Source organism: Pseudomonas sp. WC1, assembly GCF_050586565.1.
Lineage (GTDB): Bacteria > Pseudomonadota > Gammaproteobacteria > Pseudomonadales > Pseudomonadaceae > Aquipseudomonas.
On sequence record NZ_JBOBDQ010000028.1, the window covers coordinates 37493 to 52784 of the forward strand.

13 protein-coding genes and 1 pseudogene are annotated in these 15292 nt (G+C 62.8%); 7 read left to right on the forward strand and 7 right to left on the reverse strand.

The window, feature by feature from the left end:
• Nucleotides 1–88 precede the first annotated feature (88 nt).
• Nucleotides 89–1030 carry a LysR family transcriptional regulator gene (locus tag ACQ4OD_RS14480; RefSeq protein ID WP_430944487.1) on the forward strand — a complete coding sequence of 314 codons (942 nt, stop codon included), beginning with the start codon at nucleotides 89–91 and terminating at the stop codon, nucleotides 1028–1030.
• A gap of 463 nt (nucleotides 1031–1493) precedes the next feature.
• Here ACQ4OD_RS14480 and ACQ4OD_RS14485 read toward each other — a convergent pair.
• Nucleotides 1494–1973 (reverse strand): annotated as a pseudogene (locus ACQ4OD_RS14485) (IS5 family transposase); the annotation flags it as partial.
• Nucleotides 1974–2080: 107 nt separating this feature from the next.
• Here ACQ4OD_RS14485 and ACQ4OD_RS14490 point away from each other — a divergent pair.
• The 5 genes from ACQ4OD_RS14490 to ACQ4OD_RS14510 all read left to right on the forward strand — a co-directional run bounded on the left by ACQ4OD_RS14490 (nucleotide 2081) and on the right by ACQ4OD_RS14510 (nucleotide 7797).
• Nucleotides 2081–2602: a site-specific integrase gene (locus ACQ4OD_RS14490; protein WP_430944488.1), complete on the forward strand. Its 522-nt coding sequence runs from the start codon at nucleotides 2081–2083 to the stop codon at nucleotides 2600–2602.
• A 36-nt stretch (nucleotides 2603–2638) separates the two neighbouring features.
• The gene (locus ACQ4OD_RS14495; protein ID WP_430944489.1) at nucleotides 2639–4426 is read left to right on the forward strand and encodes an N-acetylglutaminylglutamine amidotransferase; all 1788 of its coding nucleotides are present in this window, start codon (nucleotides 2639–2641) and stop codon (nucleotides 4424–4426) included.
• A 3-nt stretch (nucleotides 4427–4429) separates the two neighbouring features.
• Nucleotides 4430–6175: an N-acetylglutaminylglutamine synthetase gene (gene ngg / locus ACQ4OD_RS14500; protein ID WP_430944490.1), complete on the forward strand. Its 1746-nt coding sequence runs from the start codon at nucleotides 4430–4432 to the stop codon at nucleotides 6173–6175.
• A gap of 90 nt (nucleotides 6176–6265) precedes the next feature.
• Nucleotides 6266–7450: an osmoprotectant NAGGN system M42 family peptidase gene (locus ACQ4OD_RS14505; protein ID WP_430944491.1), complete on the forward strand. Its 1185-nt coding sequence runs from the start codon at nucleotides 6266–6268 to the stop codon at nucleotides 7448–7450.
• A gap of 119 nt (nucleotides 7451–7569) precedes the next feature.
• The gene (locus tag ACQ4OD_RS14510; protein WP_023630058.1) at nucleotides 7570–7797 is read left to right on the forward strand and encodes a YheU family protein; all 228 of its coding nucleotides are present in this window, start codon (nucleotides 7570–7572) and stop codon (nucleotides 7795–7797) included.
• A gap of 7 nt (nucleotides 7798–7804) precedes the next feature.
• Here the strand turns inward: ACQ4OD_RS14510 and ACQ4OD_RS14515 are convergent, their stop codons facing one another.
• Both ACQ4OD_RS14515 and ACQ4OD_RS14520 read right to left on the reverse strand, forming a co-directional pair.
• Nucleotides 7805–7990, reverse strand: a complete 186-nt coding sequence (locus ACQ4OD_RS14515) for a carbon storage regulator (RefSeq protein ID WP_102684290.1) — start codon at nucleotides 7988–7990, stop codon at nucleotides 7805–7807.
• Between the two features lie 127 nt (nucleotides 7991–8117).
• Nucleotides 8118–8930: an SDR family oxidoreductase gene (locus ACQ4OD_RS14520; protein ID WP_139673464.1), complete on the reverse strand. Its 813-nt coding sequence runs from the start codon at nucleotides 8928–8930 to the stop codon at nucleotides 8118–8120.
• 211 nt (nucleotides 8931–9141) lie between these two features.
• On the opposite strand from ACQ4OD_RS14520, the gene ACQ4OD_RS14525 reads away from it, so the two are divergent.
• Nucleotides 9142–9294 carry a DUF3309 family protein gene (locus ACQ4OD_RS14525; protein WP_046854586.1) on the forward strand — a complete coding sequence of 51 codons (153 nt, stop codon included), beginning with the start codon at nucleotides 9142–9144 and terminating at the stop codon, nucleotides 9292–9294.
• A gap of 19 nt (nucleotides 9295–9313) precedes the next feature.
• On the opposite strand, the gene ACQ4OD_RS14530 is transcribed toward ACQ4OD_RS14525, so the two are convergent.
• The 4 genes from ACQ4OD_RS14530 to ACQ4OD_RS14545 all read right to left on the reverse strand — a co-directional run bounded on the left by ACQ4OD_RS14530 (nucleotide 9314) and on the right by ACQ4OD_RS14545 (nucleotide 15123).
• Nucleotides 9314–12514 carry a transporter substrate-binding domain-containing protein gene (locus ACQ4OD_RS14530; protein WP_430944492.1) on the reverse strand — a complete coding sequence of 1067 codons (3201 nt, stop codon included), beginning with the start codon at nucleotides 12512–12514 and terminating at the stop codon, nucleotides 9314–9316.
• A gap of 13 nt (nucleotides 12515–12527) precedes the next feature.
• The gene (locus ACQ4OD_RS14535) at nucleotides 12528–13154 is read right to left on the reverse strand and encodes a response regulator (protein WP_430944493.1); all 627 of its coding nucleotides are present in this window, start codon (nucleotides 13152–13154) and stop codon (nucleotides 12528–12530) included.
• A gap of 29 nt (nucleotides 13155–13183) precedes the next feature.
• A complete protein-coding gene (locus tag ACQ4OD_RS14540) occupies nucleotides 13184–13834 on the reverse strand; it encodes a hypothetical protein (protein WP_256659334.1) in 651 nt (216 codons plus the stop codon).
• 554 nt (nucleotides 13835–14388) lie between these two features.
• Nucleotides 14389–15123 (reverse strand): fimbrial biogenesis chaperone, encoded by a 735-nt coding sequence (locus tag ACQ4OD_RS14545; protein ID WP_430944494.1) that lies wholly within the window; start codon nucleotides 15121–15123, stop codon nucleotides 14389–14391.
• Between the last annotated feature and the right edge of the window lie 169 nt (nucleotides 15124–15292).

A 15292-nucleotide genomic window follows, 5' to 3' on the forward strand; every position in this document is an offset into this window, starting at 1 on the left:
CTGATCCTGCACCGTGATGCTTGGAATACTAGAGCTCCACGACAATTGCCTATAACGATTTTTTCTAACAAATGCATTAGGACACCTTATGGCTATCACTCTCGATTCGTCCCTGTTGGGTAGCCTCAGGTGCTTTGAGGCCGCCGGCCGAACCCTGAGCTTTACTCAGGCTGCAGCCCATCTGAATTTGACTCAAAGTGCGGTGAGCCAACAGATCCGCCACTTGGAGGAACGGCTTGGTTACCCTTTGTTTATACGCAAACCTCGGGCGCTGACACTCACACCGAACGGTGCCGTATTGTTCGAAGTGAGTACGCGTCTGATCAATGAGATGCAGCAGACGATCAACCGTCTTGCAGCGCCCAATGCACCGCTGCAAATAAATTGCCTACCGTCCTTCACGCTGCAATGGCTGATGCCGCGTTTGCCGGAGTTTAATCGCTTGGAGACCAGCATACAGGTGCGTTTGAAAGCAGAGTTTCAGGCGCTGGATCGGCAATTAATGGACGAACAAGAAATTGATCTAGCGGTCCGCTATGATCCCGAGAGCTACAGCCATCTGCATACTGATTTCCTGATGGACGAATATCTAGTACCCGTCGCCACGCCTCGTTATGTGGAAAAAATTCTAAAACATGATAACGGGCTGGCGCTTGATAAAGCCGTGCTGCTACACGATGCGACGCCTTGGTCAGGAGCACCGGAGTTTATCGAATGGAAGACCTGGCTGGATGCACACATGCCTGAATATCACGGCCACATAGAGGGGCCACAATTCAACCTCTCCTGCCTGGCAATCAGCGCAGCGCTTAACGACCAAGGGATTGCTATGGGACGGGCTACATTGGTCTACGACGACTTGATCAGTGGTCGGCTAGTCAACCCCTTTGGGAAATATGTCAAGGCTCCAGCGCGTTACGTGATGCTGCGACGCAGCGCGGAGGACCACCGCGTTAAGGTGTTCGCGCAATGGCTTTCATCCGTCTGCACTCAGTTCGTAACGGCTCGTGACATAATACTTGGGCGTTAAGCAACGCGACTAAGCTGATCTATCCGATTGAGCAACCTGATTGAGCAGCAGAACTTGCAGCTTTACTCGAAAGTCATAGGATTATCTCACGCTCTTGAGATGCAGTAGCCATTTTTAATGGCTGGCATGATTATTAAAAATTTATCGAATTACGCAACGCCGCCTGAACATTTTTGCATTTTTACAGCACTTGAAAGCACTCCCTCAATCGCAGGCACAATTCTCAGGCCCTTCACCTGAACAGAAATTCATTCTTAAATGGGACCCGAATACACCGGCCTACCCCTACAAATACGGTATTCCTGGTGACAAAGATCCAGGGCCTTCCTAGGGATGCTCGGAAAAAGTCACCAGATATCCGGCCCCTGATCGCAGACAGCGTCGGTTCAGCGGGTTTTTCAGCCGCGCATTACACAAAAAAACTGAGACGCCTCCGGTTTTTCTGCATGCACAGACAACATGCTTTGTCACCGTGCAACAGATGGGCAACTTCCGTCACGTCAGCCACGTTGGCGGCGGTGCCATGAACATGATGTACCAGACCCGATTCAGCGTCGGCTCCGATATGCGCTTTCATGCCGAAGAAGTACTGGTTTCCATTCTTCGTCTGGTGCATTTCCGGGTCGCGTTGGCCTTCCTTGTTCTTGGTCGAACTGGGCGCGTGGATGATCGTGGCATCGACGATCGTGCCCTGGCGCAGCGATAAGCCTTTGTCTCGCAGGTACCCGTTGATGGTCTCCAGGATACCTCCCGCCAACTGGTGCTTCTCCTGCAGGTGTCGGAAATTCATGATCGTCGTGTCCTCGGGGATCGGGGCGCTGAGCGTCAGTCGACCAAACTGGCGCATCGAGGTGATCTCGTACAATGCTTCTTCCATGGCCGGGTCACTCAGTGAAAACCAGTTTTGCAGCAGATTAATGCGCAACATGGTTTCCAATGGATAGGGTTCGCAAAGATGAGGCGGATTCGATCTTTACCCACCTGTACGAAACGACGAACGGCATGACGGCAATTTACGCAGCCTATTTCGAGTAATGCTTCTACACCGGAATGCGGCCAGGCGAGGTGATGGCCCTGCGCTGGAGCGAGATCGACAGGCGCGGAAAGACGGCCAACGTGTGCCGCACTCAGATCCGTGGTGTGATCCAGGATCGCCCTAAAACGAAGCGCACCCGGAAAGTTCTATTGAACGATCGCGCGCTTCATGCGCTCGAAAAAGCCAGACCGCTCACCGAGGCTCGTTCAGATTACGTGTTCGCGCCCAGTGGGACGGGTGACCACTCGGAGATGTTCATTCGCTCCGAGACGAGTCAAAAACGCTACTGGCTGGCAGCACTGCGAAAGCTTGGTATCAGGCGCCGCAGGATGTACGACACGCGCCACACGTACGCGACCATGTGCCTGATGGCCGGCATGAACCCGGCATTCATCGCCGCGCAACTCGGGCATAGCGTGCAGGTTTTGCTTTCCACGTATGCCAAGTGGATCAACTCGCCTATCGACTGGGCTGAGCTTGATAAGCTGAAAATGCTGGAAAGTGGTACTAAAGTGGTACGAGCTGAAAGCCAGTAACGCCAAGAGTGCCGAAACTCAAAGGGTTTACGTTACATGTGCGGATTAGCAGGAGAGTTACGTTTCACCCCCATCGACCAAGCACCTCGCCCGGCGGACCTCGCCGCGGTGGAGCGCATCACCCATCACCTGGCGCCCCGCGGCCCGGACGCCTGGGGCTTCCATAGCCAGGGCCCGATCGCCCTCGGGCATCGACGCCTGAAGATCATGGATCTGTCCGACGGCTCGGCGCAGCCCATGGTCGACAATGATCTGGGTCTGGCCCTGGCCTTCAATGGCGCCATCTACAACTTCCCCGAACTGCGCCAGGAACTGCAAGACCTGGGCTACCGCTTCTGGTCGGACGGCGACACCGAGGTGCTGCTCAAGGGCTATCACGCCTGGGGCGCGGCACTGCTGCCCAAGCTCAACGGCATGTTCGCCCTGGCCATCTGGGAGCGCGACAACCAGCGCCTGTTCCTGGCCCGCGACCGTCTGGGCGTCAAGCCCCTGTACCTGTCGCGCAATGGCGAGCGCCTGCGCTTCGCATCGACCTTGCCGGCGCTGCTCAAGGGCGGCGATATCGACCCGGTGATCGACCCGGTGGCGCTCAATCACTACCTGAACTTCCACGCCGTGGTACCCGCGCCGCGCACCCTGCTGGCCAATGTGCAGAAGCTCGAGCCCGGCACCTGGATGCGCATCGACCGCCATGGCGAAGTCGAGCGCCAGACCTGGTGGCAGTTGCACTACGGCCCGAACCCTGACGAACGCGAACTCGACCTGGAGGGTTGGACCACCCGCGTGCTCGACGCCACCCGCGATGCCGTGGCCATCCGTCAGCGCGCGGCGGTGGATGTCGGCGTGCTGCTCTCCGGCGGTGTCGATTCCAGCCTGCTGGTCGGCCTGTTGCGCGAGGCCGGGGTAGACGACCTGTCGACCTTTTCCATCGGCTTCGAGGACGCCGGCGGCGAACGCGGCGACGAGTTCCAGTACTCCGACCTGATCGCCCGGCACTACGGCACCCGTCACCACCAGTTGCGCATCGCCGAGCACGAGATCATCGAACAACTGCCGGCGGCATTTCGCGCCATGAGCGAACCGATGGTCAGCCACGACTGCATTGCCTTCTACCTGCTGTCCCGGGAAGTGGCCAAGCATTGCAAGGGTGTGCAGAGCGGCCAGGGCGCCGACGAACTGTTCGCCGGCTACCACTGGTACCCGCAGGTCGATGGCGCCGAGGATGCCTTCGCGGCCTATCGCGAGGCTTTCTTCGACCGCAGCCACGCCGAGTACCGCGCCACCGTGCAGGCGCCCTGGTGTCTGGATACCGACGCGGCCGGCGATTTCGTGCGCGAACACTTCGCCCGCCCCGGCGCGCCAGACGCGGTGGACAAGGCGCTGCGCCTGGACAGCACGGTGATGCTGGTGGACGACCCGGTCAAGCGGGTCGACAACATGACCATGGCCTGGGGCCTGGAGGCCCGCACGCCGTTCCTCGACTACCGTCTGGTGGAACTGTCGGCGCGCATCCCGGCGCGCTTCAAGCTGCCTGATGGCGGCAAGCAAGTGCTCAAGCAGGCGGCGCGGCGGGTCATCCCCCACGAGGTGATCGACCGCAAGAAGGGCTACTTCCCGGTACCCGGCCTCAAGCACCTGGAAGGCGCAACCCTGGGCTGGGTACGCGAGCTGCTGACCGACCCGAGCCAGGACCGCGGCCTGTTCGACCCGGCCATGCTCGACCGCCTGCTGAGCAATCCCCACGGCCAGCTCACGCCGCTGCGCGGCTCCAAGCTGTGGCAGCTGGCGGCCCTGAACCTGTGGCTCAGCGAACAAGGAATCTGACCGATGAAAGCCCAAGAGATCGCCTACGGCCAGCGCTTGCTGCGCGGCCAGGCGCCGTCCTACGAGCGCCTGCAGGCGCGCCTGGCCGGAGATGGCAGCGAGCCTCACGACCGGCCACGGGCACTGCACTGTGGATGGGGGCGGCTGCTGATCGGGCATACCTACCCCGATCCGCTCAGCCTGGCCGAAGACCTGCTGCAGGAGCAGGCGGGCGAGCGCGACATCGCCCTGTACGTCGCGGCCCCCCAGCAGGTGCTGGCCCAGGCCCCGCAGCAACTGTTCCTCGACCCCTCCGACACCTTGCGCCTGTGGTTCACCGACTACCGCCCCGCGCAACGGGTGTTCCGCGGCTTCCGCATCCGCCGGGCGCAGGGCCCGGCGGACTGGCAGGCAATCAACACGTTGTACCAGGCCCGTGGCATGCTGCCGGTCGACCCTGAGCTGCTCACCCCGCGCGAGCTCGGCGGGCCGGTGTACTGGCTGGCCGAGGACGAGGACAGCCAGGCGGTGATCGGCAGCGTCATGGGCCTGGACCACAGCAAGGCCTTCGACGATCCCGAACACGGCTGCAGCCTGTGGTGCCTGGCGGTGGACCCGCAGTGCACGCGGCCCGGCGTCGGCGAAGTGCTGGTACGCCACCTCATAGAGCACTTCATGAGCCGCGGCCTGGCCTGCCTCGACCTGTCGGTGTTGCACGACAACCGCCAGGCCAAACGGCTGTACAAGAAGCTCGGCTTTCGCAACCTGCCGACCTTCGCCATCAAGCGCAAGAACGGCATCAACCAGCAACTGTTCCTCGGCCCTGGCCCCGAGGCGACGCTCAACCCCTATGCGCGGATCATCGTCGACGAAGCGCTGCGGCGCGGCATCGAGGTACAGGTCGACGATGCCGCCAGCGGCCTGTTCACCCTCAGCCTGGGCGGTCGGCGGATCCGCTGTCGCGAATCGTTGAGCGACCTGACCAGCGCCGTGACCATGACCCTGTGCCAGGACAAGCGCCTGACCCGCCACGCCCTGCACAATGCCGGGCTGCAGGTGCCGGCGCAGCAGCTGGCGGGCAACGCCGACGACAACCTGGCGTTTCTCGACGAACATGGCGCGGTGGTGGTCAAGCCGGTTGATGGCGAGCAGGGCCAAGGGGTGGCGGTCAACCTCACGACGATCGATGAAGTCAGCCATGCCGTGGAGCAGGCCAGGCGTTTCGACAGCCGTGTGCTGCTGGAGAGCTTCCATGCCGGCTGCGACCTGCGCATCGTGGTGATCGGCTTCGAAGTGGTAGCCGCGGCGATCCGTCACCCGGCGCAGGTGGTCGGCGACGGCAAGCACAGCATCCGTGCGCTGATCGAAGCGCAGAGCCGTCGGCGCCAGGCCGCCACGGGCGGCGAGAGCCGCATTCCGCTGGATGACGAAACCGAACGTACGCTCAAAGGCGCGGGCCTGGGTTACGACGACATCCTCCCCGCCGGGCAACGCCTGGCCGTGCGCCGCACCGCCAACCTGCATACCGGCGGCACCCTGGAGGATGTCACCGAACGCCTGCACCCGGTGCTGGCCGACGCCGCCGTGCGCGCCGCCCGCGCCCTGGAGATCCCGGTGGTCGGCCTGGACTTCATGGTCCGCGATGCCGAGCACCCGGACTACGTGATCATCGAAGCCAATGAGCGAGCCGGGCTGGCCAATCATGAACCGCAACCGACGGCCGAGCGCTTCGTCGACTTGTTGTTCCCGCATAGCCGGGCTTTGGCCTGAAATCCATCGCGGGGCAAGCCCGCTCCTACGCAATCACGTGGGAACGGGCTTGCCCCGCGATGAGGCCCTCGAAACGAAGGAGTGATCCTGATGCCTGAGAAACACCCCGAACCCGATCTCGACTACCTCAAACGCGTCCTGCTGGAAATGCTCGCCATCCCCAGCCCCACCGGCTTCACCGACACCATCGTGCGCTACGTTGCCGAGCGCCTGGATGAACTGGGCATCCCCTTCGAGCTGACCCGTCGCGGCACCATCCGCGCCACCCTCAAGGGCCGCCAGAGCTCGCCTGACCGTGCCGTTTCGGCGCACCTGGACACCATCGGCGCCAGCGTTCGCCAGTTGCAGGACAATGGCCGCCTGGCCCTGGCGCCGGTGGGCTGCTGGTCGAGTCGCTTCGCCGAGGGCAGCCGGGTCAGCGTGTTCACGGATACCGGCGTGTACCGCGGCAGCGTACTGCCGCTGATGGCCAGCGGGCACGCCTTCAACACCGCCATCGACCAGATGCCGATCAGCTGGGAGCATGTGGAGGTGCGCCTGGACGCCTACTGCACCACCCGCGCCGACGCCGAAGCACTGGGCATCGCCATCGGCGACTTCGTCGCCTTCGACCCCTTGCCGGAGTTCACCGAAAGCGGCCATATCAGCGCACGCCACCTGGACGACAAGGCCGGTGTCGCTGCGTTGCTGGCGGCGCTCAAGGCCGTGGTCGAAAGTGGCCGGCAGCCGCTGATCGACTGCCACCCGCTGTTCACCATCACCGAGGAGACCGGCTCGGGTGCCGCGGCCGCCCTGCCCTGGGATGTCAGCGAATTCGTCGGCATCGACATCGCACCGGTGGCACCGGGACAGGCATCCAGCGAGCACGCGGTGAGTGTGGCCATGCAGGACTCGTCCGGGCCCTACGACTATCACCTGTCGCGCCACCTGCTGAAACTGGCCAGCGACCGCGACCTGCCGGTGCGCCGCGACCTGTTCCGCTATTACTTCAGCGACGCCCACTCGGCGGTGACCGCAGGCCATGATATCCGCACCGCCCTGGTGGCCTTCGGCTGCGATGCCACCCACGGCTATGAGCGCACCCATATCGACAGCCTGGCGGCGCTCAGCCGGCTGCTCGGCGCCTACCTGCTCAGCCCCCCGGTGTTCGCCAGCGACTCGCAGCCGGCCAGTGCGTCTCTGGAGCGCTTCAGCCACCAGCTGGAGCACGATGCGCAGATGGAAAGCGACACCCGGGTGCCGGCGGTGGACAGCCTGGTGGGCAACAAGGGCTGAGAGCAATCTGCAGGAGCGGCGCTGCGCCGCTCCTGCACAGGCTTCCTACGCCAATCGACTGCGCATGACAGAGGATTTCACGTAGCATGCGCACATCCCCATCACCACTGCCCAAACCCATGCTGATCCCCCACGACCAACTCGAAAGCGAAACCCTCACCCGCCTGATCGAGGACTTCGTCACCCGCGACGGCACCGACAATGGCGACGACACGCCGCTGGAAACCCGAGTGCTGCGGGTACGCCAGGCGCTGGCCAAGGGGCAGGCGTTCATCCTGTTCGACCTGGAAAGCCAGCAATGCCAGTTGCTGGCCCGGCATGAAGTACCACGGGAACTGCTGGAGTAACGGCTCATCAGGCTCGCTGCTTCTCCAGTTCCAGGGCCTTGATACGTTTGTAGACTTCTACCCGGTGCACCTCCACCTCTCGAGGTGCGCAGATGCCGAAGCGCACCTGGCCGTTCTCCACCGACATCACCTGAATCCTGATGCCCCCGTCAATGACGATGACCTCGCCCACTTCGCGTCCGATAACCAGCATCTCCGTTGCCTCTCGCTCAAGGGAAAATCGGAGACTGCCTCGCCAGCTTTCGCCTACTCAATCCTTCGCCGCAGAAATAGACATTTCCTACTTGTGAAGGTAAAGAAAGCCTACAGAAATTCTCTGATTAGTTAGCTTTACGTGACTTTGCCCGCATCTTGACCGCCATGTCCGCCATTTCGTCGTATAGCCGCTCGGGTGCCTGGCACTTGAGTTTCCAGGCCTGACGCCCGGCTTCATGGGGAAGGATCAGGAACTCGTCGGCAGCCACCCGCTCATGAATATACTCGGCGATGTCGGCCGCATTGATCGGCGAGCCTTCCAGCAACTTGCCCACTTGCGCCTTCATCGCCGGGTCCGGCCCACGGAACGAGTCGAGCAGGTTGGTCTGGAAGAACGACGGGCACACCACATGCACCGCCACCTCCACCTGGCGCAGCTCCACCAGCAGGCTTTCGGACAGTGCCAGCACACCGGCCTTGGCCACGTTGTAGTTGCTCATGCCCGGTCCCTGCATCAGCGCCGCCATCGAGGCGATGTTGATGATCCGCCCACGGCTGCGTTCGAGCTGTGGCAGGAACGCCTTGCAGCCCTTGACCACGCCCATCAGGTTGACTGCGATCTGCCAGTCCCAGTCTTCCAGGGACAATTCGGCGAAGAAGCCGCCCGAGGCCACCCCGGCGTTGTTGACGATCACATCGATGCCGCCGAACTTTTCCTCGCAGGCCTGGGCCAGGGCTGTGAGCTGGCTGTAGTCGCGCACATCGCAGCGCTGGGTGAAGCCGTCGCCTCCGGCCTGGCGCACCAAAGCCAAGGTTTCGCGCAGGCCCGCCTCATTGACGTCTGCCAGGGCCAGCTGCCAGCCCTCGCGGGCCCAGCGCAGGGCAATCTCGCGGCCAAGGCCGGAGCCGGCACCAGTGATCATCATTCGGTTGTGCATGGTGGAGCGCCTTGAACAGTGGGAATGGCTGGAGTCTAGCCACAACACCCTGGCTCCCGGTACGGCATCAAATTGCTGAATACGCCAGTATCGGGCGGCAGGTATTTCAATCGCCAGGCAGGCGGATGGAATTTTTAGCCAAGGGCACCGGTCGGAACCATTAAGCGGCTACCGCTGCGCTCCAGCCCTTCCATCACGCAAGGACTCCGCCATGACCACGATCCTCATCATCATCCTGATCCTGCTGCTGATCGGTGGCTTACCGGTCTTCCCTCACTCCCGCTCATGGGGTTACGGCCCGTCCGGCATCATCGGCGTGGTGCTGGTGGTCCTGCTGATTCTCTTGTTGCTGGGCAGGATATGAACCTGGCCTGGCATGACGCTCAGGCCTGAGCGCGGCTGCCCAGATAGTGCTCCAGGTCTTGCATAACCGCATGCAAGACCTGGACATCACGGTGCAGTCGCTCAAGATGCAAGGGGTCGCTGGCACAACTGGCCTCCAGCCGCTCGCAGGCGCTGATCAGGTCGCCCGCGCGCAAGATGCGTGCCCCGCCCTTGACCCGATGTGCCAAGGCAGCCAGAGCCTTCGGGTCCTCGCCCGACTCCGCCAAGCGGGTCAGATCATCACGATTGCTGCGACGCAGATCGGCCAGCACTGCCTCCAACGCGCCCTGGTCATTGTCCGCCAACTGTCGCAGATGCTCGAAATCGAATACCGCCTTGCGCGCCTCCCCATCCGGCAGACGCTTGCCCTGCCGGGCAACACTGCCGCCCAGTGCGCCAATCAGCGCCTGCAATCCGAGGGGTTTGAACAGGCAGTCATCCATGCCTGCAGCACGGCAGCGCCGCCGTTCGTCCGCCAACGCGCTGGCGGTAAGCCCGACTAGCCGACACGCTGTCCGGCCCCTGCGCCGCTCATGCAGGCGAATCGCCCTGGCCAGGCCATAGCCGTCGAGTCGCGGCATGCTGCAATCGCTGATGACGACATCGAAGTGCTCGTCCAACCACAGCCGTAGGGCCTGCGCCCCATCTTCGGCAACCCGGGCCTGATGCCCCAGGTAGTCGAGCTGCTGAGCCAACAGCACTCGATTGGCCGGGTAGTCGTCCACCACCAGCACGTGCAGCGGTAGTTCGTCCGCCGGAACATCGCTGGGTGGTGCTACCACAGGCTCTGACAGATCCAGCGGGTGGATCGGCAGCTCAAGGTGGATTTGCGCCTGGGTGCCCCTGCCCAGCTCGCTGTTCAACTGCAAGTGGCCGCCCATCAACTGGCACAAGCTGCGGCAGATGCCCAAGCCAAGCCCCGTGCTGCTGCGCGGCGACTGGCACTGGTTGCTGGCCTGGCGAAAGGGCTGGCCCAGCTGGGCCAATTCGGCCTTGGCAATGCCGATACCGGTGTCATCGACGATCAGCCGCGCCACCAGGCAATCGCCGCGGGCCTGAGCACAAATGCTCACCTGTACCCGCCCCTGCGGGGTGAACTTGATCGCATTGCTCAACAGATTGGCCAACACCTGCCGGAAGCGCACAGGGTCAAGCAGCACCGGGCGGTCAACCTCGCCGTCAACAGTGAGGTCAAGCCGCAATCCCTTGCCACGGGCCTGATGGTCGAACAACTGGATAACCTGCGTCACTTGTTCGCGCAGGCATGCCACGGTCGGCGTCAACTGCAACTCGCCCGCCTCGATACGGGTTACATCGAGGATATCGCCGATCAGTTCCTGCAGTCCCCGGGCAGCGTCGGCGGCCACCTCGATGGCCAAATGATCGAGCATGCCCTGGCCCGCCTTGCGCTGGGCAAGCTCCAGCATGCCCAGCAGGGCATGCAGCGGCGTGCGGATTTCATGGCTCATGGCGGCCAGGAAATGGGTCTTGGCGTGGTTTGCCGCCTCGGCCCCTCTCTTGGCCCGCCGCAGTTGCACCTGCAGACGGCGCAGGTAGCGGATCCACAGCAGCGCCACGACCAGTGCAGCAAAAGCGCCGAGAAATCCCAGCAGCAGGTGGGTCCGGTACCGCTGCCAGGCACTGGCGGCAACGATCAGCGGGCTGCGCCAACGCCGGACCAGCGCATCGATTTCGCGCGGGGCCAGGTCGAGCAACGCCTTGTCGAGGATGCTCTGGAGATGGACCGCCCCCGGGCTGCTGGCAAACGCGAAATGCGCCGCTGGCAAGGCCAGGCTGCTGATTCGCAGCCGCCCCGGGTACCATCGCGCAACCAGCAACCGGGCCTGGTCGAGGGGAAGCACGGCTGCCGCGACCCTGCCGGCGGCCACCGCGTGCACCGCCTCCAGCGCACCACTGACCGGTGACTGCAGGACCCTCGGGTACGCCTTGGCCAGCAGCTCCTGGGCCACACTGCCTTCCTCCAGTGCCAGCCGGCGCCCGTCCAGTTGGGCCAGATCATCTGGCCGGTCGGCGTGCCCCTGCATCACCAGCACATACGCAGAGCTCAGATAGCTACGACTGAATCGCAGGCGCTCTCCACGCGCCGGGCTGTAGGGCAGGCCGGCAATCAATTGTGCCTTTCCCATGCGTACCTGCTCGACCATCTGTGCCGCGGTGCCGCCTGCCTCGGCCTGAAACTCCAGGCCCGTTCGCCGGCCAAGCAATTGCAACAGATCAAGGCTCAGCCCTTGTAATTGCCCTCTACCATCGCGATAGCTCAAGGGCATCGCCTGTTCATTCACCAGCACTTTGATGCGTGGGTTTTCGGCCAGCCAGTGCCGCTCGGCATCGCTCAGCGGGATACCTGGCGACCTGTGCACGACAGCAGGTCGTGCATGCCAACGCTCGTGAACATCCGCATGCTGATCGCCGAGGCTTTCCAGTACTCGATCAACCAGGCCGATCAACGCCTTGTTGTCACGGGCCATGGCAAAACCGACAGCTTGGCGCGCCAGGGCCGCATGGCCAACTTCCTCGGCACCGTTCCATTGGTTGCGGCCCAGGAGATAACGGCTTCCCAGCGTGCTGCCCAGATAAAGGTCGGCATCACCCAGCGCGAGCGCCGCCAAGGCACTCAAGGGCGAGGGATGAAGCTGGATTTCGGCCAAGGGATACAACGCTTGAACCTGTTGACGCGGCCGGTACCCGTCGACCATCGCCAACCTGAAGCGGGCGCCGCTGCGGATCCGTTCCCGCGCATGCTGCTGCGGGGCGATCAGCAAGGGGCGATCCTGGGCATAGGGAGCTGACAGATGCAAACCTGCCTCGAGCGCCTGCTGCGTACTGACGGACCCGAGCAGGTCGATACTGCCTTGGCGCAGGGCAGCCGCCGCTTCGGCGAACGATGCAAACACCTGCAGCTGCACGTCAAGGCGCAGTTGGCTCGCCAGCAGCCCGACGTAGTCGGCGGTGATGCCCTCGTAGGCCTGCCCTGTGGTGAGCATGTCGAACGGCGGGTTGTCACGGGCAATCACACCCAGGCGTAATTCGCGGTGCTCCCACAGCCAGCGCAGCTGCGCGTTATCCAGGGCCGGCGGCGGCGTCTGTGTGGCGGGACGCGCATGCAGTTGCACGGCGGCGCAGGCTGGCAGGTAGCTCAGACACCCCAGTATCCCTATCAGCAAGGCACGCAGGAACACGGGCCTACAGCGCTCAGATGAGCGCGTTACGACGGGCGAAATCCGCCAGGTCGATCAACGAGCTGAGCCGCAGCTTTTCCAGCAGTCGGATCTTGTAGGTGCTGATGGTCTTGTTGCTCAGCAACATGGCCTCGCCGATGGCCTTGTTGCTATAACCTCGCGCCAGGTGCTGCAGGACCATCAGCTCGCGATCGGTCAAACTGGCGATGCACTGTGCTTCGGTTGCCTGCAGGTCCTGGCGGTTGACCGAGCTGAGCGCAACTTCGGGAAAGTAGCTGTAGCCAGACAGCACGGCGCGCACTGCTTTGCCGAGTTCATCGAGGTCATCGGTTTTGGACACATACCCAACGGCCCCGGCCTGCATGCAACGCAACGAGTAGGACTCGGCCAATTGCGAGGTCAGTACCACGATACGCGTGCGCGTCCCCAGCGCCTTGATCCGGGCGATCACTTCCAGCCCGTCCAGGCCCGGCATGGCGATATCGAGAATCACCAGGTCTGGCGCCTGCTCACGGGCCAGGCGCACCGCGTCGATGCCATTGTCGGCCTGGCCGATGATCTCCAGGCGTTGCTGGCGCAGCAGCATGCAGACGGTACTGCGGATGAAGGGGTGGTCGTCGACCACCAGGGCGGTGTGCATAGTGTTTACCTCGCGAACCATGACAACCACTAAAGTTCGGCATCAAAGACCACGGTAACCTGGCCGGTATAAGTGCTCCCAGGATGCTTGAGCATGTCCTGTACATCATTGCGCCCCACTTCAAAGTGCAGTTGTCCGGGACGGTTGAGTGTCGGCATCGCGGCCTCGAACTGCAGCGCCGCAGGCCGTCCCGTCGGCAACGCCAGTCGCTCCACCGACTGGCCAAGATGCTGAACACCCGCAGGCAGGCTCATGGCGACATCAACAGGTACCTGCTCACCGCCATCGTTTTTGATGGCACACTTCGCGCCCGTGTCGTACTGGCAGAGCTTGTAGACCTTGAACGGGCCAGTGGACCACACCCTGAACGGCAAGTCGCGATAAAGGCGTTGCGGCGCCTTGCCACCTGCCAGCCATGCCTGCCAGCCATTTCTGGGTTCCAGCACCGCCCGCTCAGAGCCAGGCGGGAACTCGAACATGAAGGCATGCTGTACATCGAGTTCGAAATTGACGGTGAGGCTGTCACCACTCAGGTTGCTGACATCGTTGCCGAAATCGAAATCACCGCCTGGGCCGATGCGGTAGGTGATGCTGCCTCGGTAAGTGCCGGCCTTTAGCCGATAAGGGGGAGGTATGTTCATGTCGAAGCCGATGCTGAGCTCTTCCACGTCAGCCTGCATCACGGTACCTGCAGGGGCATAGATGCTACGTGACCAGCATGGCTGGGGACTGGCTGAATCGCTCAGGCGCCACAGCACTTTCGCCCTCCCATCCCCCCAACTGCCGGACGCCCCACCACCGGAAACGCATCCTCCAAGTATCCGTCTATAGGTCGGGTTGAGATCGAGCCTTGCGCTTTTGGCAGTCACGCTGAACAACGTCCACTCGAAGCTCATTCGCCGCGGCTCACCTGTTTCATCGTGGTAGACATCCACCTCACCCCGCCCGGGAAGCTGCAGGAAGAACTCGTCGCGCGGATCCGCCGCTTCCTGTACCGCTTTTTTCGTGAAGGTAATCGGCAGGTCGACCGTCGTGGCCCCTCGGCACGTTACAGGCCAGTACCTGCACACCCCACCCGGCGGAGTTGTATTTTCGAACCGACCTGATCCGCCACCCCGATACTGAGCGCTTATGGTCACTTCCAATGCGCTGGCCACTGGCATGACCCCGCACAGAACTATCGCGCAGGCCCAGCGCGCCCACCTTCGCTGACTTGTGGAAGAAAAAAGCATGATCATCCCTCCACCACCATTGCCTTGGTACTAGCGCCCTCGATTAAGTCGAACTGGTGCACTTTGCCTGCCTCCCCGTTGAACTGCCGGGTGCGACCCGGCAGGAGGTGGTGCTTGGTGGCGGGAGCACAGCCCTGCCCTGCGGCCTGGCACAGGCGGAAATGATCGAGCACGACCGTGGCATTGCCCTGGTTCACGACAGTCAGTTGCCCGCCTGCGCGCCGTACCTGGGTCTGGTAACGTGTCTCGGCAGGCCGGACGAACAACAGCGAGCCATATCCGGCCAGCAGATTGACCCCGGCCTTGAGGCTGTCACGGTACTTTTCCGCCTCCTGCTCATCCAGCGCGAAACCATCGCCCAGTTCCGGCAGCACCGGCACGAAGCGCAGTCGGAAGTACCGCTCCTGCTCCCGTGAGCCACGGTAAAGCAGGCGTACCGCCTGCATGCCCTGGGCCGGCACGATCAGCCGCGCCGGGCTGGCGACCAGGCCACGCTGCTCCAGTGGCAGCCCATCGGTGTCGATTTCACGGGCAACGCCAGTTGCGTCATACACCAGTTCGGCGACGCTGACCTTGACGAAAGCGGTGGTGTCGCCGCTGTTGCGTACCCGCTTGAGCAAGGTGCTCTTGTCCCCGTCAAGGTAGTCGTAAAGTGCGCCGACATTGAGCTCGGGGGCGGCACTGGCGACCAGGGGCAGCGCCAGCAGTGTCGAGGCCAGCAGGCGGAAAATATTCATGATGCGAAGCTCCGTGCGTCGTTGGCGGGAAAGTATTGATGGGGAGTGGCTCTGTGGTCATGGCGGAACCAGCGGGATCCTTCCCGCATAGCACCCAGAAACGTCCTAAACCGCAGTAGGCCTTTGCTCTGAGCAGCGCTATCGACCGAGCGGTGCCTTGCCGGCCGGG